The sequence below is a fragment of the Methylosoma difficile genome (assembly GCF_054657615.1).
Window position 1 is genome coordinate 231114 of record NZ_BAAHYJ010000005.1, and the last position, 22479, is coordinate 253592.

Annotated in this window: 22 protein-coding genes; 14 read left to right on the plus strand and 8 right to left on the minus strand. The window is 49.2% G+C overall.

All coding sequences use genetic code 11. From position 1 onward, the window contains the following. Positions 1-387 precede the first annotated feature (387 nt). Entirely contained in the window at positions 388-2562 is a 2175-nt protein-coding gene (locus tag ACYQ1O_RS14470; RefSeq protein ID WP_459992722.1) for a zeta toxin family protein, read from the plus strand. Positions 2563-2712: 150 nt separating this feature from the next. After that, entirely contained in the window at positions 2713-3594 is an 882-nt protein-coding gene (gene galU / locus ACYQ1O_RS14475; protein ID WP_459992724.1) for a UTP--glucose-1-phosphate uridylyltransferase GalU, read from the plus strand. 67 nt (positions 3595-3661) lie between these two features. Here the strand turns inward: galU and argH are convergent, their stop codons facing one another. From argH to ACYQ1O_RS14490, 3 genes are all read right to left on the minus strand, one after another. Further along, entirely contained in the window at positions 3662-5056 is a 1395-nt protein-coding gene (gene argH / locus ACYQ1O_RS14480; RefSeq protein WP_459992725.1) for an argininosuccinate lyase, read from the minus strand. A gap of 145 nt (positions 5057-5201) precedes the next feature. Then, on the minus strand, positions 5202-6839 hold the full coding sequence (xrtE, locus tag ACYQ1O_RS14485) for an exosortase E/protease, VPEID-CTERM system (protein WP_459992727.1): 1638 nt from the start codon (positions 6837-6839) through the stop codon (positions 5202-5204). A gap of 106 nt (positions 6840-6945) precedes the next feature. Beyond that, complete coding sequence (locus ACYQ1O_RS14490) at positions 6946-7110, minus strand: hypothetical protein (protein WP_459992729.1); 165 nt, start codon at positions 7108-7110, stop codon at positions 6946-6948. Between the two features lie 566 nt (positions 7111-7676). On the opposite strand from ACYQ1O_RS14490, the gene ACYQ1O_RS14495 reads away from it, so the two are divergent. Next, positions 7677-8975, plus strand: coding sequence for a PQQ-dependent sugar dehydrogenase (locus ACYQ1O_RS14495; protein WP_459992731.1), 1299 nt, complete (start codon positions 7677-7679; stop codon positions 8973-8975). An 8-nt stretch (positions 8976-8983) separates the two neighbouring features. Here ACYQ1O_RS14495 and ACYQ1O_RS14500 read toward each other — a convergent pair whose 3' ends face one another. Beyond that, the gene (locus ACYQ1O_RS14500; protein ID WP_459992732.1) at positions 8984-9529 is read right to left on the minus strand and encodes a hypothetical protein; all 546 of its coding nucleotides are present in this window, start codon (positions 9527-9529) and stop codon (positions 8984-8986) included. Between the two features lie 48 nt (positions 9530-9577). Beyond that, positions 9578-9910 (minus strand): cupin domain-containing protein, encoded by a 333-nt coding sequence (locus ACYQ1O_RS14505; RefSeq protein WP_459992733.1) that lies wholly within the window; start codon positions 9908-9910, stop codon positions 9578-9580. A 134-nt stretch (positions 9911-10044) separates the two neighbouring features. Here ACYQ1O_RS14505 and ribF point away from each other — a divergent pair, with 134 nt between their 5' ends. The 10 genes from ribF (at position 10045) to ubiB (ending at position 20138) form a co-directional block, all read left to right on the plus strand. Beyond that, positions 10045-11010, plus strand: coding sequence for a bifunctional riboflavin kinase/FAD synthetase (gene ribF, locus ACYQ1O_RS14510; protein ID WP_459992735.1), 966 nt, complete (start codon positions 10045-10047; stop codon positions 11008-11010). A gap of 57 nt (positions 11011-11067) precedes the next feature. Beyond that, positions 11068-13887, plus strand: a complete 2820-nt coding sequence (gene ileS / locus ACYQ1O_RS14515; RefSeq protein ID WP_459992736.1) for an isoleucine--tRNA ligase — start codon at positions 11068-11070, stop codon at positions 13885-13887. Next, complete coding sequence (gene lspA / locus ACYQ1O_RS14520) at positions 13880-14359, plus strand: signal peptidase II (protein WP_459992738.1); 480 nt, start codon at positions 13880-13882, stop codon at positions 14357-14359. Before ileS ends, lspA begins: the two co-directional genes overlap by 8 nt. Before the next feature lie 175 nt (positions 14360-14534). Next, complete coding sequence (gene hslV, locus ACYQ1O_RS14525; protein ID WP_459992845.1) at positions 14535-15074, plus strand: ATP-dependent protease subunit HslV; 540 nt, start codon at positions 14535-14537, stop codon at positions 15072-15074. Between the two features lie 13 nt (positions 15075-15087). Further along, a complete protein-coding gene (hslU, locus tag ACYQ1O_RS14530; RefSeq protein WP_459992740.1) occupies positions 15088-16413 on the plus strand; it encodes an ATP-dependent protease ATPase subunit HslU in 1326 nt (441 codons plus the stop codon). 13 nt (positions 16414-16426) lie between these two features. After that, complete coding sequence (locus ACYQ1O_RS14535) at positions 16427-16708, plus strand: antibiotic biosynthesis monooxygenase (protein WP_459992741.1); 282 nt, start codon at positions 16427-16429, stop codon at positions 16706-16708. A 49-nt stretch (positions 16709-16757) separates the two neighbouring features. Beyond that, positions 16758-17147, plus strand: coding sequence for a gamma-butyrobetaine hydroxylase family protein (locus ACYQ1O_RS14540; protein WP_459992742.1), 390 nt, complete (start codon positions 16758-16760; stop codon positions 17145-17147). Positions 17148-17155: 8 nt separating this feature from the next. Beyond that, positions 17156-17905, plus strand: a complete 750-nt coding sequence (ubiE, locus tag ACYQ1O_RS14545) for a bifunctional demethylmenaquinone methyltransferase/2-methoxy-6-polyprenyl-1,4-benzoquinol methylase UbiE (protein WP_459992847.1) — start codon at positions 17156-17158, stop codon at positions 17903-17905. 1 nt (position 17906) lies between these two features. After that, positions 17907-18536 carry a ubiquinone biosynthesis accessory factor UbiJ gene (locus ACYQ1O_RS14550; RefSeq protein ID WP_459992743.1) on the plus strand — a complete coding sequence of 210 codons (630 nt, stop codon included), beginning with the start codon at positions 17907-17909 and terminating at the stop codon, positions 18534-18536. A gap of 51 nt (positions 18537-18587) precedes the next feature. Next, complete coding sequence (ubiB, locus tag ACYQ1O_RS14555) at positions 18588-20138, plus strand: ubiquinone biosynthesis regulatory protein kinase UbiB (protein ID WP_459992744.1); 1551 nt, start codon at positions 18588-18590, stop codon at positions 20136-20138. A gap of 10 nt (positions 20139-20148) precedes the next feature. On the opposite strand, the gene ACYQ1O_RS14560 is transcribed toward ubiB, so the two are convergent. The 3 genes from ACYQ1O_RS14560 to ACYQ1O_RS14570 form a co-directional block, all read right to left on the minus strand. Then, the gene (locus tag ACYQ1O_RS14560; RefSeq protein WP_459992745.1) at positions 20149-20412 is read right to left on the minus strand and encodes an RNA recognition motif domain-containing protein; all 264 of its coding nucleotides are present in this window, start codon (positions 20410-20412) and stop codon (positions 20149-20151) included. Positions 20413-20510: 98 nt separating this feature from the next. Further along, positions 20511-20717 carry a cold-shock protein gene (locus ACYQ1O_RS14565; protein WP_459992746.1) on the minus strand — a complete coding sequence of 69 codons (207 nt, stop codon included), beginning with the start codon at positions 20715-20717 and terminating at the stop codon, positions 20511-20513. Between the two features lie 182 nt (positions 20718-20899). Then, entirely contained in the window at positions 20900-21142 is a 243-nt protein-coding gene (locus tag ACYQ1O_RS14570; protein ID WP_459992747.1) for a hypothetical protein, read from the minus strand. 36 nt (positions 21143-21178) lie between these two features. Between ACYQ1O_RS14570 and ACYQ1O_RS14575 the strand changes: the two genes are divergently transcribed. Then, complete coding sequence (locus ACYQ1O_RS14575) at positions 21179-22444, plus strand: hypothetical protein (RefSeq protein WP_459992749.1); 1266 nt, start codon at positions 21179-21181, stop codon at positions 22442-22444. Positions 22445-22479 lie beyond the last annotated feature (35 nt).

The following is a 22479-nucleotide window of genomic DNA, read 5'->3' on the forward strand; positions in this document are numbered from 1 at the left end:
AACTAACCTTGTGTGCACAACCTTTTTTACCCAAAACGCTATACACCTAAAAAATGCTGCGCTAACAATACGGTCATAATCTCCAAAAAATTCAAAGCGCCTCATTGACATAGTTCCCACGCTCCGGCGTTGTGAATCGAATAAACGCAACGCTGGAGCGTCACAAGCTACATTCCCATTTATGCCCCAGTTTATAGGATGTCATGATGACAATCGTTACGGAATGGAGATGCTTTCAAGTGTGCATAAGCGGGATTAGGATTAAAAGTCGTGTTTCATATTGTTAACCGTAGTCCGAAACGTTTATCATCAGACCCCATTTAAGAGCGGAAAGGCTGACTAAACGCAACAGCCTGACTATTGTTTAGGCCAGCGCAGGTTAGATTTATGTACGATGACACAAACCCGCACATCCAAAGTTACCGGCAACTCACCAAATTGCGGACCGCTTTGGCAATTGCCCAAGCTGTTAAGCTGACGTCTACCCTTAAGCAGGAAATTGAAGAAACGGTCTCGCAAGACCAAGCCAAACGGGTGACTTATCTAACGGCTTTGTTTTCGCGCATCCACCGCGAGTTGTTTTACGACTGGAAAGAACAGGCCACCGTCAACCACCGCCCTGGCACCATGCCCGACCCTGACAAGCGCAAGCAATTCCGCGAAGCCATCGAACGTTTGGTTTTGGATGACGATGATGACAACAGCGCCACCGCCATTTTCGATAACAACGGTTTTGTCATCCGCAACGAAGACATTGCCGACCGCCTCAGCGCGTTTTACCAGCGTATGCGTGCGGTCAGGCCGTTTAATTACGGCAACCGCATCACCCTTGATTTCTTCATGACCGCCTTGGGCAATCTGCCAGCTTTTAAAGCCGTTTATGAACAAGGCATCGATTTCAGACGTTTAGATGCCATCGACCCATCAGCTTTGCACGATTGCCATAGCAGTGCCGAAGCCGTCACAGCAGCCTTTCAACGCGCACTCGATCCCACACGCAGCAAAAGCCTGCAAAATCTTCCCAACGACTACGGCAAATGGCAAGAGAACAAAAAATTCGTTTTCGGTATTCCGTTTTTGTCGCACAAAACCAGCGATGGCATCGATTGCTTGGTGACGGTCAATGGCGGCTTGGTGCCATTGAGTAACATCCGCAGCGATTTGTTTGTCGCCGGCAAGCATTTTGCCGATTATCCCTTGTACGCACCCGACAGCATTATCGCCTATTTGCCCGGTACGGATGCCTTGCGGGAAGCCGGCAAAACCGATATTGACGGCATTGCCGTGGGTGCAGACGGCGCAGTGCCGTTGTTTTGTTTGGATGTCAATATATTGACGGGTTTGCGTCTGCCGGGCCATATCGAGCTGTTGGATTTGCTGCGCCAATGTGAAGGCGACAAAGCCCTCATCTTTGATTTGGCGAACAACGAAGCTTTAAAAGAAAAATTGCTGCTCGCCGCTTCTGACGACGAACGTCTCCGGCGCGGGGTGGAAATCGCCTACCAGCGTCTGGCAAAAACCACGCAAAAATTGGAAGCTGCCAAACAGGCCATTTTTGAAGGCAAAACGCCGGTCGATCAACCCAAGCTTTTTATGTCGATGGGCGGTGCCGGTTCGGGCAAAACGGCTGTGGAAGAAATTGCCGCCGCGCAATGTGGTGACAATTTTGTCATCGCCTCGCTGGACGAATTCCGTAAACTCAGCGATTTTTACCAAGTGCTGACGGCGGCGGGGCATCACAGTGATGATTACATTTACGTCGAGCCTTTTGCCAACCGCTTACGCAGCTTGGTATCCAGCCATGCCCGCGAGCATCGTTTCAATGTGCTGTACGACGGCACCGGCATACCTTATAAACCGCGTTATTCGGAAATTGTCGAACGCTTTAAAAATACCGGTTTCCAAACCCAAGTCACGGCAGTCGATGCCTTTATCGTCAAACCCGAAGGCCGTGAGGATGAATTGCCGCGTTCGGCGGTGGTTACCAGCGTCAAAAAGCGTTTCACCGAAACGGGGCGGGCGTTGCCGTGGGTGGTGACGGTGGATAAACATTTGCGCGCGCCCGGTTCTTTTTTGGGCGCGTTACAGCATTTGGCTTTGGAGAAAATTTCCTTATTTGCCAACGACGGCGATAGGGATCGGCATTATCTGGTTGCCGAAAGCTTTAATTTTAGCGATGAAGAAATCCGTGCGTTGCAGCGCCATCAATTATCCAATTCGTTGGCAGATTTTTTTAAAAGCCAAATCGGAAGCCGCACCGATTCGGTACTGGGTCATATAGCCGGTGGTAACGCCGATAAGCTTGCGGCGCTGGTGGAACGTAACCCATTGTTCAATGAAAGCAATGTCGCCTACCAAATTTACAGTAACAAATACGGGCATCGGGTTTTGGCGGTTTACAACACCCGCCGCTTGGTCGATTTTATTGAAAAACGCCAGCTGAACCCCAATGCTTCGGGCGAAGCGGGTTTGCTGCACAAACCGGAAACCTTGGCCTTTCATGTTGACACCGATTGCAAAGAACCGTGGTTGACGCGTTTGCAAGATTCGCCTTCGGCTTAACCTGCCGTTCATGTTTTGCGGCTAAATTAACAGTAGCTCTGTAAAGGCTGACGTAAAATGGACAGCATCGGCTTTTATGATAAGCCGTGCTTGGTTTTGTAAGATGCTCTTTCCCCACTTAACTTTTCATCAAACAAGGAAACTTTATCAATGAACAAAAAAGTCACCAAAGCCGTTTTTCCTGTCGCCGGATTGGGTACGCGCTTCTTGCCCGCCACTAAAGCGGTTGCCAAAGAAATGTTGCCTATTGTCGATAAACCTTTGATGCAATATGCCGTTGAAGAAGCGATGGCTGCCGGTATCGACACCATGATCTTCATCACCGGACGCAGCAAAAACGCCATCATGGATCACTACGACAAAGCCTATGAAATGGAAGTGGAACTGGAAACCCGTGGCAAAACCGAGTTGTTGAAAGTGTTGCGTGACATCATCCCGCCGCACATCAAATGCATTTTTATCCGCCAGCCGGAAGCTTTAGGTTTAGGCCATGCGGTTTATTGCGCGCGTCCTGTGGTGGGTGATGAACCGTTCGCCGTGATCTTACCGGACGATATGGTTGAAGACGGCACACGCGGCTGTATGGCGCAAATGACCGCCTTGTATGCAGAAACACAATCGTCCATTTTGGCGGTTGAGCGCGTAGACCCTTCCCAAACTGGCAGCTACGGCATTGTCAAAACCGGTGAATCGTGCGGCAATTACAGCCCAATTGACCTGATTGTTGAAAAACCAAAGCCAGAAGTCGCGCCTTCTAATTTGGCGGTGATTGGGCGTTATATCTTAAATCCTGCCATTTTCGACAAACTGAAAAACACCGGACGCGGTGCGGGCGGCGAAATCCAATTGACTGACGGCATTGCCGATTTAATGAAAGACGAAAAAGTGCTGGCTTTCGAATTTGAAGGCACGCGTTACGACTGCGGTTCCAAACTGGGTTTCTTGGTTGCCAATGTTGAATTAGGTCTGCTGCATAAAGATCTGAAAGAAGACTTTTCGGCTTATCTGAAAGGCTTGGCTGCAAAGCTTTAAATCTGTGATGGGTTGGGCTTTGGATTGACCGAAGCCCAACTTTTTTCTGGTGTAAAAACAGCTGTTTTTAGCGGTCTTGCAATTGCTGCTTTGCCGTCAAAATAGCCTGTTTTACCGTTTCCGGCGCAGTGCCGCCAATGTGTTTACGGGCGGCAACCGAGCCTTCCAGCGTTAAATAACCAAACACGTCTTCACCAATCAAAGCGGAAAATTGCTGCAATTCCGCCAGCGAAATTTCCGATAAATCCCGTTCAGTTTCCAAACCCAATCTAACCGCTAAGCCGACCACTTCGTGGGCATCGCGGAAAGCCATGCCTTTTCTGACTAAATAATCTGCCAAATCCGTCGCTGTAGCAAAGCCGCGTTTGGCGGAATTGTACATATTGGCTTTTTTGGCGCGTAAATGCGGCACCATATCGGCGTAGGCGCGCAGGCAGTTAATCAGCGTGTCGGCGGTATCGAACAGCGGTTCTTTGTCTTCTTGGTTGTCTTTGTTGTAGGCCAAGGGCTGGCTTTTCATCAGCATGAGCAGGGCGACCAAATGCCCGGTGACGCGGCCTGATTTGCCACGCACCAGCTCAGGTACGTCGGGGTTTTTCTTTTGCGGCATGATGGACGAGCCGGTGCAGAAGGCATCGGGCATGTCGATAAAATCAAACTGTGCGCTTGACCATAAGATCAGCTCTTCAGAAAAACGCGACAAATGCATCATGATTAAGCTGGCGGTAGCGGCAAATTCAATGGCGAAATCGCGGTCGCTGACCGAATCCAATGAATTGGCAGATGGGCGGCTAAAGCCCAGCAATCCGGCGGTCATGTGCCGGTCAATCGGGTAGCTGGTGCCTGCTAAGGCGGCTGCGCCCAAGGGCATGACGTTCAGGCGTTTGCAGCAATCTTGCAGGCGTTCGTAGTCGCGGCTGAGCATTTCAAACCACGCCATCAGGTGGTGTCCAAAGGTGATGGGCTGGGCGACCTGCAAATGGGTAAAGCCGGGCATGATGGTATCGCTGTGTTGTTCCGCCAAGTTGACGATGGCGGTTTGCAGGCGTGTCAATTCGCGGCTGATATGGCTGATTTCATCGCGCAGATACAGGCGGATGTCTGTGGCGACTTGGTCGTTACGCGAACGTCCGGTGTGTAGTTTTTTGCCGGCAATGCCGATCATATCGGTCAAACGTGCCTCAATGTTCATGTGCACGTCTTCTTGTTTGATGGACCAGACGAATTCACCGCGTTCAATCTCGCCGCCAATTTGCGTCAATCCGGCAATGATGGCATCACGTTCGTCTGTGCTGAGGATGCCGCTGGCACACAGCATGGTGGCGTGGGCGATGGAACCTTGAATGTCTTGCGCCGCCATGCGTTGGTCAAAATCGACCGAGGCAGTGAAGACTTCTACAAAAGCGTCGGTGGCTTCGGCAAAACGGGCGCTGGAAAGTTTGTCAGTGTTAATGTTGGTCATGATAGGTATTGCGCAGTAACAAAAGACGTAATTATACCGGTAACTTAACGATAACAGGTGGTTGTTACACAAAGGTAAGATCCGATTTGTGGATATTTGCCTGGCTAATGATGGTAAAACCACCAGTATTTCATCGCTACATTCTTTACCATAGCGACCAATGCCCGGTCAGCATCACATAAGCCGCTAGCAATGCATTGGTTGTCAAGTGTGCGGTGATGGCGTCGGCAAGCACCCCGCGCCTGTACAGCGCTCCCGCATAAGCCATGCCCGCCAGTGTGCCGGCTAACCAGTTTCCGTGCAATGCGCCGAATAAGAGGGAGGAGACACCAAAAGATAAGGGGGTAAATTGCCCGGGCGTTACTTTTTGGAAGTCGTGGCTAATCAGTTTGTTGATTAAATAACCGCGAAAGGCTAGCTCTTCTATGATCGGGACGGTAATTGCCGCGCCCATTATCCGAAATAATAGCCATGCCATTTGTCCTGTGGCGGGGGCTGCCATTAATGTGTTGGCAAAGATAATATCTTGTTGGGTATTGGTGGGTACTAACGCTATCCAAATTAGAAAGACAGCTAAGCCTATCGCGATGGCTGTGTAGCTAGGTTGGCCCAGTATTTTTTTGTAGGTTTTGCGGAATGACCCTAAGACGGCTAAAGAAATGATAACTTTGCCGGGATATAACCAGTCAAAATTATTACTGAAAGCACCGAAGACCAATATTGACGCCATCAGTAGAACAAATGGTAACAGCAATGCGGCAGCAGGGTTGTTTGTTTGTGGGGGGGCAGGAACGTTTAAAGGAAGGCGGTTAAATAACGGCAGTTTCTGTGCCAACAAGACAATGCCTATGCTTATCATCACAAAGGCTATCCAGCCAGCATTCGAATGAAAACCGCCTATAGCCACCTCCGGTGACCATTCTGTTCCCAGCACGATTAGCAAGCTGATTCTTAAGACATTCAGCAGCCAAATGAAGGTGATGCCTATCGGGTAGAGCAAAAACACATGGGGGAAGCGCAATTGCTTACGCGCCATCCAAAAGTACAATGACAAAAAAACACTGATTAAGCCCATGCCTTCATAGCCTGAACATTGCGGGGAAATTTCCACATGAAAAGTGCGGGTGCCAAGCGAATGGGTCACGGTGTCTGCGGTAATGCCCTCATACCCTAATGACAAGAGTGCGTGACAAAAGGTGAAGGTCAAGTCTGCCAGTGTATGCCAGGTGTTCCTTGCCAGCATAGCCATAAGCCAACATAAACTGCCCGCTATGAGTGCAACGGTTAAGTTTTTCTTTTCAATACGGATAAAACTTAACCAAACTGAAAAAGGCCAAAATGTTAACAGCAGGCTGGTAAAAGTGGCGCATCCCGATACTAGCCAAGCAGTAGGAAAAGCGGCGTTTGTCAGTTCCGCTTTACCGTTATGGGCAAATAACAAAAAGCTTAATGCCGCAAAAATAGCCAATAGCACGGTATGTGCTGCTAACCATAACCCGGCTTTTTGATGGTGCAATTGCCCAAAAGGTAAAAATACAGTTTTTAATTGGGACAGGTTAAGCAGAAAAAAAACGACGACAAAAACGATCCCGATACGTAAAAAATCACCACTATGGCTTAATAACTTTAATATCGGTGTTGTCGAGAGCGCCAATGATTTGGCATCAAAAGCCAATGAAATGCTAAGTACTTCAAGGGTTACCAATACGCCTAGCAGAATGGCGCGGGATTGTACGGATAAGGCTGGGTAACCTGATTTTGCGGATAGCCAAGCATGTAGCATCGGATAACCCAGCTAAATGAATGTGTGACTAGAGGAGGGATAAATGTTCAACCTTGTGTCTGGTCATTGTTTGTTAAAGCAATGACCAGACCGTATAAGGAAGGGGTTATTTACGGCGGTATTCAGACAACAAGCCCAATAAGCCCGCCATTAAGCCGAGTCCCAAAAAGGCGCTGCCCGCGTCAATTTCAGGTACAGGGCTGGCATGCGCACTATTCAGGCCCATCAACATTAAGGATACTAAAAAGATAAACTTATTTGCTAATTTCATAAACGCTTCCAAAATAAATATTGAAAATTAAATAAAAATGCTTGTCGGCTAATTTTCAAAAAGGGCTCAATTAAAATTACACGGCAGTTTGCATTAATTTTTGGTATGCAAAATGCTTAAAATTGAGTGATGCCAAAGAGCCTGTTAAGCCTTTTACCGTTATAGGCAAAGGGTGTTAGTTTATCGATTCATTTAATAAACGCCCCATTGCCTCCTCACCAAAAGTAGAGCAATTTCTCTGTGTTTATTATTATCTAAACACGATTTAAATCTAGCACAGGGCGAAAATATTGCAAAATAATTCTGGTAACTGCTTTTGTTTATAAGATGTACAGGGCAGATTACAAAAATGCCTTTAGTTATTCCGCCAATTCGCGGCAGATATGGCTGATTTCGTCATGCAAATATAGGCGGATGTCATTGGTGACTTGGTTGTTACGCGAGCGTCTCGGTCAAACGTAACCGAAATGACGTTTATTATCTAATAAGTATTTGTTTTATTAATTATATTTTATAAAATTAACGCGCTATTTTAGGGTGTGGCGTTATCGGAATCTGGGGGGGTGATGAGATTTTTTTTAGTGTTTTGTTTAGGAGTCAGTTTTTCAGTGAATGCGGACACGGCGGATTCGGATTTTGCCATGCGTACCGTGACCACGGGCTTGTCTTCCCCGCATGACATTGTTTGTGCGCCCGACCAATATATTTGGTTGACAGAACGTACGGCAGGTACTGTCAGTTTTGTTGAACCCAGTAGCGGTTTAAAAACCCTTGTGCTGACACTGGGCGGGAAAATGGTGCAAACATCCAGTCAAGACGGTCTGCTCGGTTTGGCGTTGCACCCCAGTTTTTTGGCGGGCAAACCGTACGTTTATATTGCTTATTCTTATAGCCAAAATGGCAATGACCGATTGTTTCGCATCGAGCGCTACAGCTACGATTTCAATGCTAAAGTTTTACAGAACTCGGAAGTGGTGATGGAAAATTTGCCCGGCAGCTATGAACACAACGGCGGTCGTTTGGCGGTTGGTTTTGACAGCAAGCTTTATTACAGCGTCGGCGATATGGGGGCAGGGCAGTTCAATAACATCGCCAGGGCTAACAACGCCCAATGTTTAGCGGGGTGTAGCATCGGTTCGCCTTATGAAGGCAAGGTCTTGCGTTTCAATTTGGAGCCGATTTCGGGTTCATGGATTCCTACCAATAACCCGTTCGGTGTGAACAATCCCATCTACACATTAGGACACCGAAACCCGCAAGGTTTAGTTTGGGGAAATGTGAGTGGCAAATCTAAGGTACTTTTTAGTACCGAGCATGGCCCTTATTCGGATGATGAAGTGAATATCCTGAAGAAAGGTGCCAATTACGGTTGGCCTTTGGTGGCGGGTTTTTGCGATGGTAATTATGACGGCAGGACTTTGGGCGGCAGTTTGGTGGCATCGGAAACGGCAAATTGCAAAGCGTTTACCCTGACTAAGCCTTTGTTGGCCTTGTATCCGTTTGGCAACCCACCCAACGATTCGACCAGTTACCTCACTTGGCCGACGATTGCGCCTTCCGGGATGGATTTTTATAACTATCCGCAAATTCCAGGTTGGGGCAATTCGTTATTGATCGCGTCTTTAAAAGGCGGTTTTATTCTGCGCTTGGGGTTGTCGGCGAGCGGTCAGGCGGTGGTGGCAAGTGAATATTTGTTTAAAGGCCAAGCCCGATTTAGGGATGTTTGTGTCGCCAGCGATGGTAAAACCCTTTATGCCGCCACCGACAGTACAGGCGCTACTTTGGCGGCAAGCGGTTCGGCAACTAAAAATCTGCCGCCCAATGCCGGAAGCCTTATGGAATTTGTTTATGACGGCGACGATTGATAAACGGCCTATAGCGGGTCTTTGCCCACGTTTTCTTTGGCGGCAAGTTGCATTTCCAGTTCAACAATTGTTCGGTTGAGGATACCCAAGTTTTTTTCTTCGCCAATTTGGATGCCCATCATGTAAAAGATCGGCATCCAAAACGGGTTGATTAAAATGCCGCCTAAAACACTTTTCCATGTACGGCTTAAATTCAGCAGCGGATTGAGCGAATCCATCAGCGGCGGTTGCGGGTGTTTTTTGAAGACTTCGGCAATTGGCGATAGCGTTGATCGTTGCTGCCGGTTGGTTAGCTTTAAGGCGGTGGTCAGTTTGTCTTGCATGGCGTGGTAGTTTTTGCGGGCAAAACCTGCCGATAAGGCAAAAGCCAAGGCCACTAAGGGCAGCAAAATGGTCGGCGGCAGCATAATGGCAAAGCTGGATGACAACATGACCGTACCAAACCCCAGCATCAGAATGTCTTCACCGCGTTCGACATCACGGTCAATGGCTTGCACAATCTGCTGCACGGCATCATCGGCGGGTTCGTTCAAATAGGCTTTTTGCACTTTCATGATTTCCTCCAAGACAACAGCTTCTGTTTAACCTAAACCGTTCAAAAGTCAACCAACCTCTTGTTGGCGCAGGTGGATCGCCAGCCAAATTGTGGTGCAATCCGGTGGAGTCCATTGCACACGATGGCGTGTATGGGCGGGGATCAGCAAATAATCACCCACATTTAAAGTCAGTGTTTGCGGTTCTTCCCCCATGACGAGAATCGCTTGGCCTTCTAGCACCAAGACCCATTCATCCCACGCTTGGTCATACCAAAAGCCATCCGGTGACGCATGGCCTTGGGAAATGATACGCTCGATTTCAATATGCGCGTTTTTGAACAAGCTTTCAAACACTTCTTCCGGCAATTGAGGGGGGATTTGCTGATAAATATTGTCCATCGTGGCATTTAATGTAAGCGGGTGATGGCAAAATAATAACCTATTGCCAAACGGTTGCGGCAAACATGCCTTAAAGCTACTAATGCGCCTAGCCCATGATAGAATGGCAGCCTTTTAATTCCAGCAAGTGCTTCATGCGTTTAATCAGAGGATTGGCTCAATTAGAACCGTTCGCAAACGGTTGTGTACTGACCATTGGCAATTTTGATGGCCTGCATCCTGGTCATCGGGCGGTGATCCATAAACTTGCCAGCCGAGGAGCGGCGATGGGCTTGCCGGTGGTTGTCATGATTTTTGAACCGCAACCTTTAGAATACTTCCTCAAAGATAATGAACCAGCGCGGCTGATGCGTCTGCGCGAGAAAGTCATCGGCGTGAGCCAGCTGCCGGTCGATAATTTGCTGATGGTGCGTTTTAACAAAGCCGTCGCCAATGTGGATGCTGAACAGTTTATTGAAGAAGTGCTGGTCGGCAAGCTCAACGTCAAACATTTGGTGATTGGCGATGATTTCCATTTTGGCAAGGCGCGGCGCGGCAACTTTGCCATGTTGAAAGACAAGGGCAAACAGTTTGGTTTTACCGTGGAAGACACGGGTTCTTACCAAGCGGGCGGTTTGCGGGTCAGCAGCACCTTAATCCGTGACGCCTTAAGCGCCGGTGATTTGGCGCAGGTTGAACGCCTGTTGGGGCATTGCTATTCCGTGTGCGGGCGGGTTGCGCATGGCGACAAACGCGGACGCACCTTAGGCTATCCGACCGCCAATATCAAAATGTTCAGAAAAAACACCCCGGTCAACGGCGTGTTTGCCGTGACCATGACCGGTATCGACGGTTTGGTTTTTCAGGGCGTTGCCAATGTTGGCACACGGCCTACCGTTGATGGCAGTTCTAAAGTCATCCTGGAAACGCATCTGTTCGATTTTGACAAGGAAATTTACGGTCGTTACGTGGAAGTGCAATTCCGCCACAAAATCCGCGATGAACTGCGTTTCCAGTCGGTCGGACAATTACAAGCCCAAATAGCCCAAGATGTGACAGAGGCGCGGCGCTATTTTGCCCATGCCACAACCAACATCACCCATACTGATAATGCCTGTTAATGGTTTCTCTTCGATAACATCAGCCCGAATTAAAATTAATATATAAAGTAAGAGTTTATGACGATGGATTATAAAAAAACCCTAAACCTGCCCAACACAGCCTTCCCCATGAAAGGCAACTTGGCGCAACGCGAGCCTGAACAGCTGAAAAAATGGCAACAAGCCGATTTGTACAACAAAATCCGCGCCCATTGTGCGGGTCGCCATCCTTTTATCTTGCACGATGGCCCTCCGTACGCGAATGGCGAAATCCATATCGGACATGCTGTCAACAAAGTATTGAAAGATTTTATTTTAAAATCCAAAACTTTAAGCGGTTTCGATGCGCCTTATGTGCCCGGCTGGGATTGCCACGGCTTGCCGATTGAATTGCAGGTGGAGAAAAAAGTCGGCAAAGCCGGTGCGAAAGTATCACCCGCCATCTTTCGTAAAGCTTGCCGCGAATACGCCAGCAAACAAGTCGCCATCCAAAAAGAAGCTTTCGTACGTTTAGGTATTTTTGGCGATTGGGAGAAACCTTATTTAACGATGGATTTTGCTTTCGAGGCCGACATCGTCCGCGCTTTAGGCAAAATTGCCGCTAATGGTCATATCGACAAAGGTGCAAAGCCGGTGCATTGGTGTACCGATTGCGGCTCGGCACTGGCAGAAGCGGAAGTGGAATACGAAGACAAAAATTCCCCCGCCATTGACGTACGTTTTACCGTGGTTGATGAAGCTAGCTTCTTGAATGCCTGCCACCACATACCTGAGCATGATGGTCATGGCCCAGTCTCCGTGGTCATCTGGACGACCACGCCGTGGACGCTGCCCGCCAACCAAGGCGTGGCGCTGAATGCCGAACTGGATTATGCCGTGGTGCAATGCGGTGATGAGCGCTTGGTGATCGCCGAAGCTTTGCTGAAAGATGCCATGTCGCGCTACAGCATTGAAGACTACCGCGTTGTGGCTTACTGCAAAGGCGCAGATTTGGAAAACCAACGCCTGCAACATCCTTTTTATGACCGCCAAGTGCCGATTATCTTAGGCGACCACGTCACTATCGATGCCGGTACGGGTGCCGTGCATACCGCGCCTGGCCACGGTCAGGAAGACTATGTGGTCGGCCGCAAATACGGTTTGGAAGTGGACAACCCTGTGGGTAGCGACGGCGTGTATTTGCCAGGTACGCCGCTGTTCGCCGGTGAACACGTTTTTAACGCCAACGCCCATGTGGTTGAAGTGCTGCAAGCTAACGGCAAATTGGTGCATCACCACAGCTTGCTGCACAGCTACCCGCATTGCTGGCGGCATCACACGCCCATCATTTTCCGCGCCACGCCGCAGTGGTTCATTTCGATGAACAAAAACCACCTGCGCGAAACCGCCTTGAAAGAAGTCAAACGCGTTGAATGGATTCCTGATTGGGGGCAAGCGCGTATCGAAAGCATGATTGAAGGCCGCCCTGATTGGTGCGTGTCCAGACAACGCACTTGGGGTGTGCCGATTGCGCTGTTCGTGCATAAAGAAACTGGCGAATTGCATCCGCAAACCTTAGATTTAATCGAGCAAGTTGCGCAACGTATCGAAAAGTCCGGTATCGACGCCTGGTTCGAATTGGATGCCAGCGAATTGTTGGGCGCAGATGCCGCCAATTACGACAAAATCGGCGACACTTTAGACGTCTGGTTCGATTCCGGCGTCACCCACGCAGCGGTTTTGGCGCGCCGCGAAGGTCTGCATTTCCCTGCTGATTTGTATTTGGAAGGTTCCGACCAACATCGTGGTTGGTTCCAGTCGTCATTACTGACATCGGTGGCGATGCACGCTGTTGCGCCTTACAAAGCGGTGTTGACGCACGGCTTCACCGTCGATAGAAACGGCGAAAAAATGTCCAAATCCAAAGGTAATGTCATCCCGCCGCAATCGGTGATGAAAAAACTAGGCGCGGACGTGTTGCGCTTGTGGATTGCTTCGACGGATTATCGCGGTGAAATGCGCGTGTCTGATGAAATTTTGGAGCGCACTTCCGATGGCTACCGCCGTTTACGTAACACCGCCCGCTTCTTGCTTTCCAATTTGGCGGATTTTGATCCAGAACAAGACTTAGTCGCCACTGACGACTTGCTGGCCTTGGACCGTTGGATGGTTGACCGCGCTTACCTCTTGCAAGAAGAAGTCAAAGCCGCTTACGAAGCCTATCAATTCCAACCGATTTTCCAAAAAGTACATCACTTCTGCGTGATTGATTTGGGTGGTTTTTACCTCGACATCATCAAAGACCGCCAATACACCGCCAAAGCCGACGGATTAGCGCGGCGTTCCGCGCAAACGGCGATGTATCACATTTTGGAAGCGTTGACCCGCTGGCTGGCGCCGATCATCAGCTACACGGCTGAAGAAATCTGGCAATACTTGCCCGGCAAGCGCGGCGACTCCATTTTCTTAGAAACTTGGTACACCGGCTTGGCGCAATTGGACGACAGCTGCGCATTGAACCGCGAGTTCTGGCAAACCGTTATGAGCATCCGCACCACGGTTAGCAAAGAGCTGGAAAAAAGCCGCGCCAAAGGCGATATTGGTTCATCACTGAACGCCGAAGTCGAGTTGTATTGCAATGACGATTACAGCCAGTTGCTTAGCCAATTGGGCGATGAATTGCGCTTTGTGTTCATCACCTCCAATGCCACCGTACTTGACGGACAAAACAGCCCCGACGATGCCATTGCTACGGAAATCGATGGCATTAAGCTGAAAGTGCGCGTATCGGAACACACCAAATGCGTCCGTTGTTGGCACCAACGTCCCGATGTCGGTAGCCATGAAGAACATCCCGAATTATGCGGACGTTGCGTAGAAAACGTAGCGGGCGCAGGAGAAAACAGAAAATATGCGTAATTTAAATTGGTTGTGGTTATCGTTGCTGGCAGTGGTGTTGGATCAGGCCAGCAAATTGGCGATAGACGCGTCGATGACGCTTTACCAATCCATTCCCTTATTGCCATCTTTTAATCTGACTTACGTACACAACACCGGCGCAGCGTTCAGTTTTTTAAGTGAAGCGGGCGGTTGGCAGCGCTGGTTTTTTTCCGGGTTGGCTTTAGTTATCAGTGTGATGATTGCCGTTTGGCTAACCCGTTTGCAAAAGCACGAAACCTTGCTGGCGGCGGCTTTATCGTTAGTTTTAGGTGGTGCTATCGGCAATCTGATTGATCGCTTGGCTTATGGCTATGTGATTGACTTCTTAGATGTTTATGTCGGTTCATGGCATTGGCCTGCGTTTAACATTGCCGATTCGGCGATTACTTTAGGCGTGGCATTAATGCTACTGGATTCTTTGGGGCTGATAAAACCTAAAAGCCAAGACTGACGAGGCGGCGCTAATTTTTCCTGAGTCTTGCTTGATTTCTTCTTAGCGCATCCCAATATCCTCCGCTACGGAAAATTGGCTTCGCCGATCTTTCCCTAGACTGGCAACTTTTCCCACGCAGGTGGGGTATACCATGTAAAATTGCCGCCGTTACGATTGATCTATTTAGGATGACATTGTGTTTAGAGGAACAACCATACTTTCAGTGCGACGCGGCGGCAAAGTCGTGATTGGCGGTGACGGGCAAGTCACATTGGGCAACACCGTGATGAAAGGCAACGCCCGTAAAGTGCGCCGCTTGTATCACGATCAGGTGATTGCCGGATTTGCCGGTGCCACCGCCGATGCTTTTACCCTGTTTGAGCATTTTGAAGGCAAGCTGGAAAAGCATCGCGGCAACCTGACCCGCGCCGCCGTGGAAATGGCGAAAGATTGGCGAACTGACCGCGCCTTACGCAAATTGGAAGCTTTGCTGGTGATTGCCGATGCCAAGACCTCATTAATTCTGTCCGGTACCGGTGATGTCATCGAACCGGAACATGACCTGATGGCGATAGGCTCAGGCGGTGCTTTTGCGCAAGCGGCAGCCCGTGCTTTATTGGAAAATACCGAGCTGAGCGCCCGTGAAATTGTCGAAAGGTCATTAAATATCGCCGCCGATATTTGCATTTACACCAATCACAATTTACGCATCGAAGAATTGGACGCAGAATAAAGCGAGGATTGCCATGACCCAAATGACCCCTAAAGAAATTGTCAGCGAGTTGGACAAACACATTGTCGGACAAGCCAATGCCAAACGTGCCGTCGCCATCGCCTTACGCAACCGTTGGCGCAGGCAGCAAGTTGAAGGTGATTTACGCCACGAAATCACCCCTAAAAATATCCTGATGATCGGCCCCACCGGTGTCGGTAAAACCGAAATTGCCCGCCGTTTGGCGCGCTTGGCGAATGCCCCGTTCATCAAAATTGAAGCCACCAAATTTACCGAAGTCGGTTATGTCGGGCGTGATGTCGAATCCATCATCCGCGATTTGGTCGATACCGCCGTAAAAATGACGCGTATGGCGGAAATCGAGAAAGTACAGACCCGCGCTTTTGATGCTGCCGAAGAGCGCGTTCTGGATATTCTGTTACCCACCGCCGATGGCGGCATGTTGTCAGATACCCAAGAAGCCACCCGCCAAAAAATGCGCAAAAAATTGCGCGAAGGCAGTATGGACGACAAAGAAATCGATATTGATGTCCATGTAGCGCCGATGGGTGTGGAAATTATGGCGCCGCCCGGCATGGAAGAAATGACCAACCAGCTGCAAGGCATGTTCCAAAACATGAGTTCCGAGCGCACCCGCAGCCGCAAAATGAAAATCAGTAAAGCCTTAAAAGTTTTGCAGGAAGAAGAAGCGGGCAAATTGCTGAATGAAGAAGAAATCAAGCAACGTGCGGTGGATTCGGTCGAGCAAAACGGCATCGTGTTTTTGGACGAAATCGACAAAATTTGCAAACGTGCCGAATTGGGCGGTGGTGGCGGTGAAGTCTCGCGCGAAGGTGTCCAGCGTGACTTGCTACCCTTGGTGGAAGGCAGCACTGTCAGCACCAAATACGGTGCCGTCAAAACCGACCATATTCTGTTTATTGCCTCGGGTGCGTTCCATGTCGCCAAACCGTCGGATTTGATTCCAGAATTGCAAGGCCGTTTCCCCATCCGGGTTGAGCTGAGTGCTTTGTCAGCCGATGATTTTGTCCGCATCTTGACCGAGCCGAATGCTTCGTTAACTGAACAATACGCCGCTTTGTTGGCGACCGAAGGTGTCACATTGGCTTTTGCGCCCGACGGCATTCAGCGCATCGCCGAGCTGGGCTTTGAGGTCAACGAAAAAACTGAAAACATCGGTGCCAGACGCTTGCACACCATGTTGGAGCGTTTGCTGGAAGAAATTTCTTTCCATGCGCCGGATATGCTCGACAAACATGTGTTGATTGATGCTGCCTATGTCGATGAACACTTGGGCGAATTTGTCCAAGATGAAGATTTAAGCCGTTACATCTTATAACTTGCCATTCAACATGGAACACGTGCTGATTATTCACGAGGTGGAAGACTACCCCGTTTGGAAGCAAATATTTGATGATGCTGCCTTGCTGCGCAAAAACGCCGGTGAACAGTATTACCAGGTATTAAAACAGGCCGATAACGCCAATAGGATTGTCCATTTTTCCAAATGGACATCGTTGGCGGCGGCTAAAGCTTTTTTTGAATCGCCACAATTGGTGGAGATCCGAAAGCAAGCGGGCGTCAAAGCGCCGGAGTTTATTTATTTGCAGTTGTTGGCAGAAGGCGTGTTGTAAACTGCCGCCCTCTGCTTGCCGCCACTTCAACACCACCTAGCCATTGTTTATGCGAGTCATTGTAAAACCCTGCAACAGCCAACCGACGGAAATCAAGCTGCACCAGCTGTCAAGAATTCTTGAAATCAGCTACGACGACGGCAGTGTGTTTGAATTGCCTTGTGAATACCTGCGTGTCTTCACGCAATCTGCCGATGCGGTCGGTCACGGCCCGGGTCAAGAAGTGCTGCAAACCGGCAAGGAAGAGGTTGCCATACTCGCCATTGAACCGGTCGGCAATTATGCCATTCGCCCAGTGTTTAGCGACGGTCATGACACCGGCCTTTACACATGGGATTTTCTCTACAAATTGGGTTCCGATTACCCCTGCCTTTGGGCTGAATACCTACGCAAACTTGCTGCAGCAGGTTATGAACGTAAAGACCCTTTAAAAAATTAGGTGCGATGATGACAACAGATAACACAACCCATTTTGGTTTTAAGCAAGTCGCCAGGGACGATAAAGTCAAACTGGTGCGCGGTGTATTTGACTCGGTGGCGGGCAATTACGACATCATGAACGACCTGATGTCGATGGGTATCCATCGCATTTGGAAGCGCATAGCTGTGCAGCTGGCGAATGTCCGTAAAGGCGAAAGCGTACTCGATTTGGCGGGCGGCACGGGCGATTTGACGGCCTTGTTTGAACAATGCGTCGGTAAAGACGGGCAAGTGGTGTTGGCGGACATCAACGCACAAATGCTGCGTACCGGTCGTGACCGCCTGATTGACAAAGGCTTGGCGGGCAATATCCGTTATGCACAAGTCAACGCCGAATGCCTGCCATTTGAAGACAACAGTTTCGATTGCGTGTGCATTGGTTTTGGCTTGCGCAATGTCACCGATAAGGATGCGGCATTACGTTCTATGCACCGCGTGTTGAAGCCGGGCGGACGCGTCATTGTCTTGGAATTCTCACACCCGATCGACCCGGTCACCGAAAAAGTCTACGACTTTTATTCGTTCAATTTGCTGCCCAAAATCGGCAAATGGGTGGCTAAGGATGAAGATAGCTACCGCTATTTGGCGGAATCCATCCGTATGCACCCCAAACAGGATGAGCTGAAAAAGATGATGGAAAATGCCGGTTTGGAACGTTGCGAATATTTCAATATGACGCAAGGTATCGTTGCTGTCCATCGGGGCTATAAAATTTAGTATGGCCTTCAAGCCCTTGCTGCTCAGCGCCCTGGCAAGCGCAATCAATCAGACCTTGCATTTAGACCCCAACAGCGGCGAGTTTTTGGCTCCGTTGGCAGGCAAGGTGATTGCTGTGACGATCACGCCGTTTAATGAAACCATTTATCTGTGTCCATCGGCAGATGACATCCAATTGCTGGATGTTTGCCCCACGCCTGCCGACACCCATTTGACCGGTTCGTTGTTGGCCTTGGGTTTGATGGGCATCAGCGGTAAACCGATGCGGTCGATTTTTTCCGGTGCAGTGGTCATTGAAGGCGATATGCATACGGGGCGTAAATTTCAGGAATTGTTCGCCAAGTTGGATATAGATCTGGAAAGCAAGCTGGCGCGTTACACTGGCGAGCAGTTTGCCAGCCAAATCAGTGGCCTGTTCCGCGCCGGCAAAAACTGGGGTGCTGAATCGCTGGAAACTTTCCGCCTCAACGCCGCCGAATTTTTGCAGGAAGAAACCCGCGAACTGCCCGCCGTACCCGAAGCGGACGTTTTTTTTCAGCAAGTCGATGAATTACGGTTGGCGTTTGACCGTCTGAATAGCCGTATTGAGCGGCTGGAAGTCCTTTACCATGCCAAGCCAGCAGAACAATAAAACCCGCCTCCGGTTTGCAGTCGTTGGCTTTTTCCTTATGAAAGGTATCTTGTGATCCGCCCCAAATTACTGCTCCGCCTGATCCGTATCAACTGGATTTTAGTGAATCACGGACTGGACGAAATTGTCCTGAACACCCATCTATTCCGTTCTATCCGGTTTTTGGCCTATTTGTCGCCTTATTATTGGCTGCACAAAAAGCCCGATTCCCGCGCCGTCCGCATACGCCAAGCCTTGGAGGATTTGGGTCCGGTGTATGTCAAATTCGGTCAGGCCTTATCGACGCGCCGTGACTTATTGCCGGAAGACATTTCTGACGAACTGGTCAAATTGCAAGACCGTGTACCGCCGTTCAGCAGCGATACCGCCCGCCGCATTATCGAAAAAGAACTGGGTATTTCCATTGATGAGGCTTTTGCTCAATTTGATGCCGAACCGATGGCTTCGGCCTCGGTGGCGCAAGTCCACGGTGCCGTTCTGCACACCGGCGAGCAAGTGGTCGTTAAGGTATTGCGCCCCGATATTGAAGACCGCATCCATTCCGATATGGGTTTGATCTACGAATTGGCGCGTTTGGCGGAACGTTTCTGGGCTGATGCCAGACGCTTGCGCCCCATGGAAGTGGTGGCGGAATTTGAGCGCACCACCTTGGATGAGCTGGATTTGGTCAGGGAGGCGGCGAATGCGGCAAAAATCCGCCGTAATTTTGAAGGCTCGGAGCTGATCTACATCCCCGAAATCCATTGGCCTTTAACGAAGCAAAAAGTCATGGTCATGGAGCGTATCCACGGTATTCCCGTGGGTGAAATCGACCAGCTAAGGGCTGCGGGTGCTGATTTTAAATTGCTTGCCGAGCGTGGTGTGGAAATCTTTTTTACGCAAGTGTTCCGCGACAATTTCTTTCACGCCGATATGCACCCTGGCAATATTTTTGTTGATCCGCCAGCACGTTATGTGGCAATCGATTTTGGTATTGTCGGCTCTTTGTCGATATCCGACCAACACTATCTGGCGGAAAATTTCTTGGCTTTTTTCAACCGCGATTACCGCAAGGTCGCGGAAATGCATGTGGAGTCGGGCTGGGTGCCGCGCACCACGCGTATTGAGGAATTTGAGTCAGCCATCCGCAGTGTCTGCGAGCCGATTTTTGAAAAGCCGTTGAAAGATATTTCTTTTGGACAATTGTTGCTGCGCCTGTTCCAAACGGCGCGCCGTTTTGACATGAATGTGCAGCCACAATTGGTGTTGCTGCAAAAAACCTTGTTGAATATCGAAGGCTTAGGGCGGCAGTTGTACCCCGAATTGGATTTGTGGCAGACCGCCAAACCGTTTTTGGAACAATGGTTCCACGAACGCATGGGGCCTAAAGCGAAAATTACCAAGCTGCTCAAGCAGTTCCCCGAGTTTGCCGAGCAATTCCCCGAAGTGCCTGGGCTGATCTACAAAGCCTTGGATAATGCCGCCAATGCCAGCCATCAAGCGGAGCTGCATACTAAGGAGTTGGCGTTATTGCGCGAGCAAATGGATGAGAACAACCGCCGCACGCTGTGGGTGCTGTTGTTGAGTGCGGCTTTAGTGAGTGCGGCAGTGTTGTTGCAATAGCGTCGCGGTTTTAGTGGCGTTTGCCTTTACCGGCGCTAGTGTCTTCGAAGCGGACCTTTAAAGGTTTGCCGCAATAAAAGTTGCCGTCGAGTGCGGCAATGGCGGCGCGGGCTTCGTGGCCTTCCATGGATATAAAGCCAAAACCCCGGCATTTACCGCTAAAAATATCAGAGACTATTTCGATGGTACGGACTTTGCCGTATTGGGAAAACAGTTCCAGCACCGATGCTTCAGTAGCATCCAGAGGCAAGTTGCCTACAAAAATTCGTTTCAATTGACATATCCTAGATTATAAACAGATGGAGAATGGCGATAACGCCGGAGCGGGAAGCCCTACAAACGCTGCAGGGCTAACAGATAATGGCGGGCTTTTTAAGCCGCCGCTACATTCGAAGCTTGTGGGCCTTTTTGGCCTGGCGCGACATCATAGCTCACCGCTTGGCCTTCCGCTAAAGTGCGGTAGCCGCCTGTGCCAGTGATGGCGGAAAAGTGTACGAACACATCCGCACTGCCATCGCTTGGAGAAATAAAACCGAAACCTTTGGATTCGTTAAACCATTTAACTGTACCCGTTGCCATAAAAATACCTCAAATACCCGTAGGGCATGACTAAATCAATGAATGTTGATTGCAAATTGAACTGGGCACAAAAAGGAAAAATGCGGAAGGATAATTCTTGAAGAGTGCTGATGAAAATGCAAAACCTAAGTAGGAGTTTCGCATTAAGGCGGAGGACTAACTACTGGATTTCATTATAAAGGCTAAGCCTTGGTAAAGCTATTGAATAATTGTTGACTACCAGTAGCGTTAGCCGGTAAGAAAAACAAAATTTTGTCGGTTTGGGCAAGAAAATGGTTGGGGCGATTGCAATAAGGATTACTTTGGCCTTTTTTGGTTTTGTTGGTATGGGTTTTGACAATACTGTGATTGAGATCACATTTTTCTTTGAGTTTATTTAATACGTCTTGATTGGGGTGTTGTAGAATGGCAACGGTTTGTTGCAAATTAATTTATCTACAATACTTTAGGGAAATGTTTATATGAAATTAAAAAACAAAGCGTTATCAGCAATTACGATGGCCTTGCTAGGCTTTGGCCCTGTTTCGCACGCGGATAACTTTTCCACTACCGTTACACTGGGAGGCGTTACCCGTACGTTGTCGTTTGCAACCTTCGAGGATGCTATTGATGCTGCGAACAATCCAGATAGATACCAAGGATTGTTTCCAGAGGCAACCAGTACGGTAGGGGCTTTTGTTGTTTTGGATTTTAAAGGTGTGGATATACAGTTTGAAAAAGTGGCTACCGATAATGTGATTGTTAGCATCCCTTCCTTGGGGGTTACCGAAAATGTTGAAGTTACCGCAGCTGTCGGAACACCTACCAGCACCATCACCAATAAGCTAAATGACAAGGTTGAGGATGTTGTTAGGGCTAATAATGCCGCCATTAATAGGGAGTTGGCTATCGTTGACCCTGCCGACCCGCTCGGTGGTAACCCATCCAGTATTATGGGCATCATGGTTGAAAACGCCTATTTGCAAGGCATGAATGATGACTTTACGCCAAGCCGCCCTAGCCGCAACGGCAAAGCGCCCACTTCCCAAGAAAATCTGCTCGGCGGTGGTTTCCGTTTTGGACACTATTCTTTAAGTGGTAAAACGGTCGATACCTATACCGCACCATTCAGTTATAACGCCAAGCTAAATGAGCGTCAGCAGCTGATCTTTACGACACCTTTCAGCTATATCGACACCCAAGGCGCCAAATCTTATGACGCGGGCATGGGGGTGGCCTTTAAAATGCTGGTCACCGACCGTTGGGTGCTAACGCCTGCTTTGGCTTATGGTTTCAGAGGCTCGTTTGATTTGGCGAATGTGGGTCACATTGCTTCGGGTACAGTAACCAGCAAATACACGTTCGATTTGGATAGCAGCAATCCCAGCTCCATAAAGTTGTCGATAGGCAACATGGCAGGGTATTACACAACCTTGCCTTATGAAGTGGAAGGTTTTTCGGTTGACCCTGACTTGCAAAACTATGTGATAAAAAATGGTTTGGTGCTTAGCAAAAACTTTGATGGCGCACTGTTTGGCGATGACCTGAATGTTGCGGCTAATTTTACCGACACCGAGTATTTTGGTTCGGTTCTGTTTGTTGACCAATACAATGAACTGGGCATTGCCTTTAAATCGGCAAACGAACACAATTGGATCAACCGTTTGGCTTTCAACGCCAACTACCTTTTCAGTGCCACCGGCAAAAGTGTCGATGGTTTCCGTGTGGGCATGAACTACGAGTTTTAACTCTCTGGCTTGCCGCCCATCTTAACAAGCAGAAA

Bases quoted from the DNA above. Each gene is read 5' to 3' on its own strand.
- ACYQ1O_RS14550 (WP_459992743.1), top strand. From the start codon at position 17,907: ATGGCCTTCAAGCCCTTGCTGCTCAGCGCCCTGGCAAGCGCAATCAAT.
- ACYQ1O_RS14535 (WP_459992741.1), top strand. From the start codon at position 16,427: ATGGAACACGTGCTGATTATTCACGAGGTGGAAGACTACCCCGTTTGG.
- lspA (WP_459992738.1), top strand. From the start codon at position 13,880: ATGCGTAATTTAAATTGGTTGTGGTTATCGTTGCTGGCAGTGGTGTTG.
- galU (WP_459992724.1), top strand. From the start codon at position 2,713: ATGAACAAAAAAGTCACCAAAGCCGTTTTTCCTGTCGCCGGATTGGGT.
- ACYQ1O_RS14500 (WP_459992732.1), bottom strand. From the start codon at position 9,529: ATGAAAGTGCAAAAAGCCTATTTGAACGAACCCGCCGATGATGCCGTG.
- hslU (WP_459992740.1), top strand. From the start codon at position 15,088: ATGACCCAAATGACCCCTAAAGAAATTGTCAGCGAGTTGGACAAACAC.
- ribF (WP_459992735.1), top strand. From the start codon at position 10,045: ATGCGTTTAATCAGAGGATTGGCTCAATTAGAACCGTTCGCAAACGGT.
- ileS (WP_459992736.1), top strand. From the start codon at position 11,068: ATGACGATGGATTATAAAAAAACCCTAAACCTGCCCAACACAGCCTTC.
- ACYQ1O_RS14495 (WP_459992731.1), top strand. From the start codon at position 7,677: ATGAGATTTTTTTTAGTGTTTTGTTTAGGAGTCAGTTTTTCAGTGAAT.
- ACYQ1O_RS14505 (WP_459992733.1), bottom strand. From the start codon at position 9,910: ATGGACAATATTTATCAGCAAATCCCCCCTCAATTGCCGGAAGAAGTG.
- ACYQ1O_RS14575 (WP_459992749.1), top strand. From the start codon at position 21,179: ATGAAATTAAAAAACAAAGCGTTATCAGCAATTACGATGGCCTTGCTA.
- argH (WP_459992725.1), bottom strand. From the start codon at position 5,056: ATGACCAACATTAACACTGACAAACTTTCCAGCGCCCGTTTTGCCGAA.
- ACYQ1O_RS14490 (WP_459992729.1), bottom strand. From the start codon at position 7,110: ATGAAATTAGCAAATAAGTTTATCTTTTTAGTATCCTTAATGTTGATG.
- ACYQ1O_RS14540 (WP_459992742.1), top strand. From the start codon at position 16,758: ATGCGAGTCATTGTAAAACCCTGCAACAGCCAACCGACGGAAATCAAG.
- ubiE (WP_459992847.1), top strand. From the start codon at position 17,156: ATGACAACAGATAACACAACCCATTTTGGTTTTAAGCAAGTCGCCAGG.
- ACYQ1O_RS14470 (WP_459992722.1), top strand. From the start codon at position 388: ATGTACGATGACACAAACCCGCACATCCAAAGTTACCGGCAACTCACC.
- xrtE (WP_459992727.1), bottom strand. From the start codon at position 6,839: ATGCTACATGCTTGGCTATCCGCAAAATCAGGTTACCCAGCCTTATCC.
- ACYQ1O_RS14565 (WP_459992746.1), bottom strand. From the start codon at position 20,717: ATGGCAACGGGTACAGTTAAATGGTTTAACGAATCCAAAGGTTTCGGT.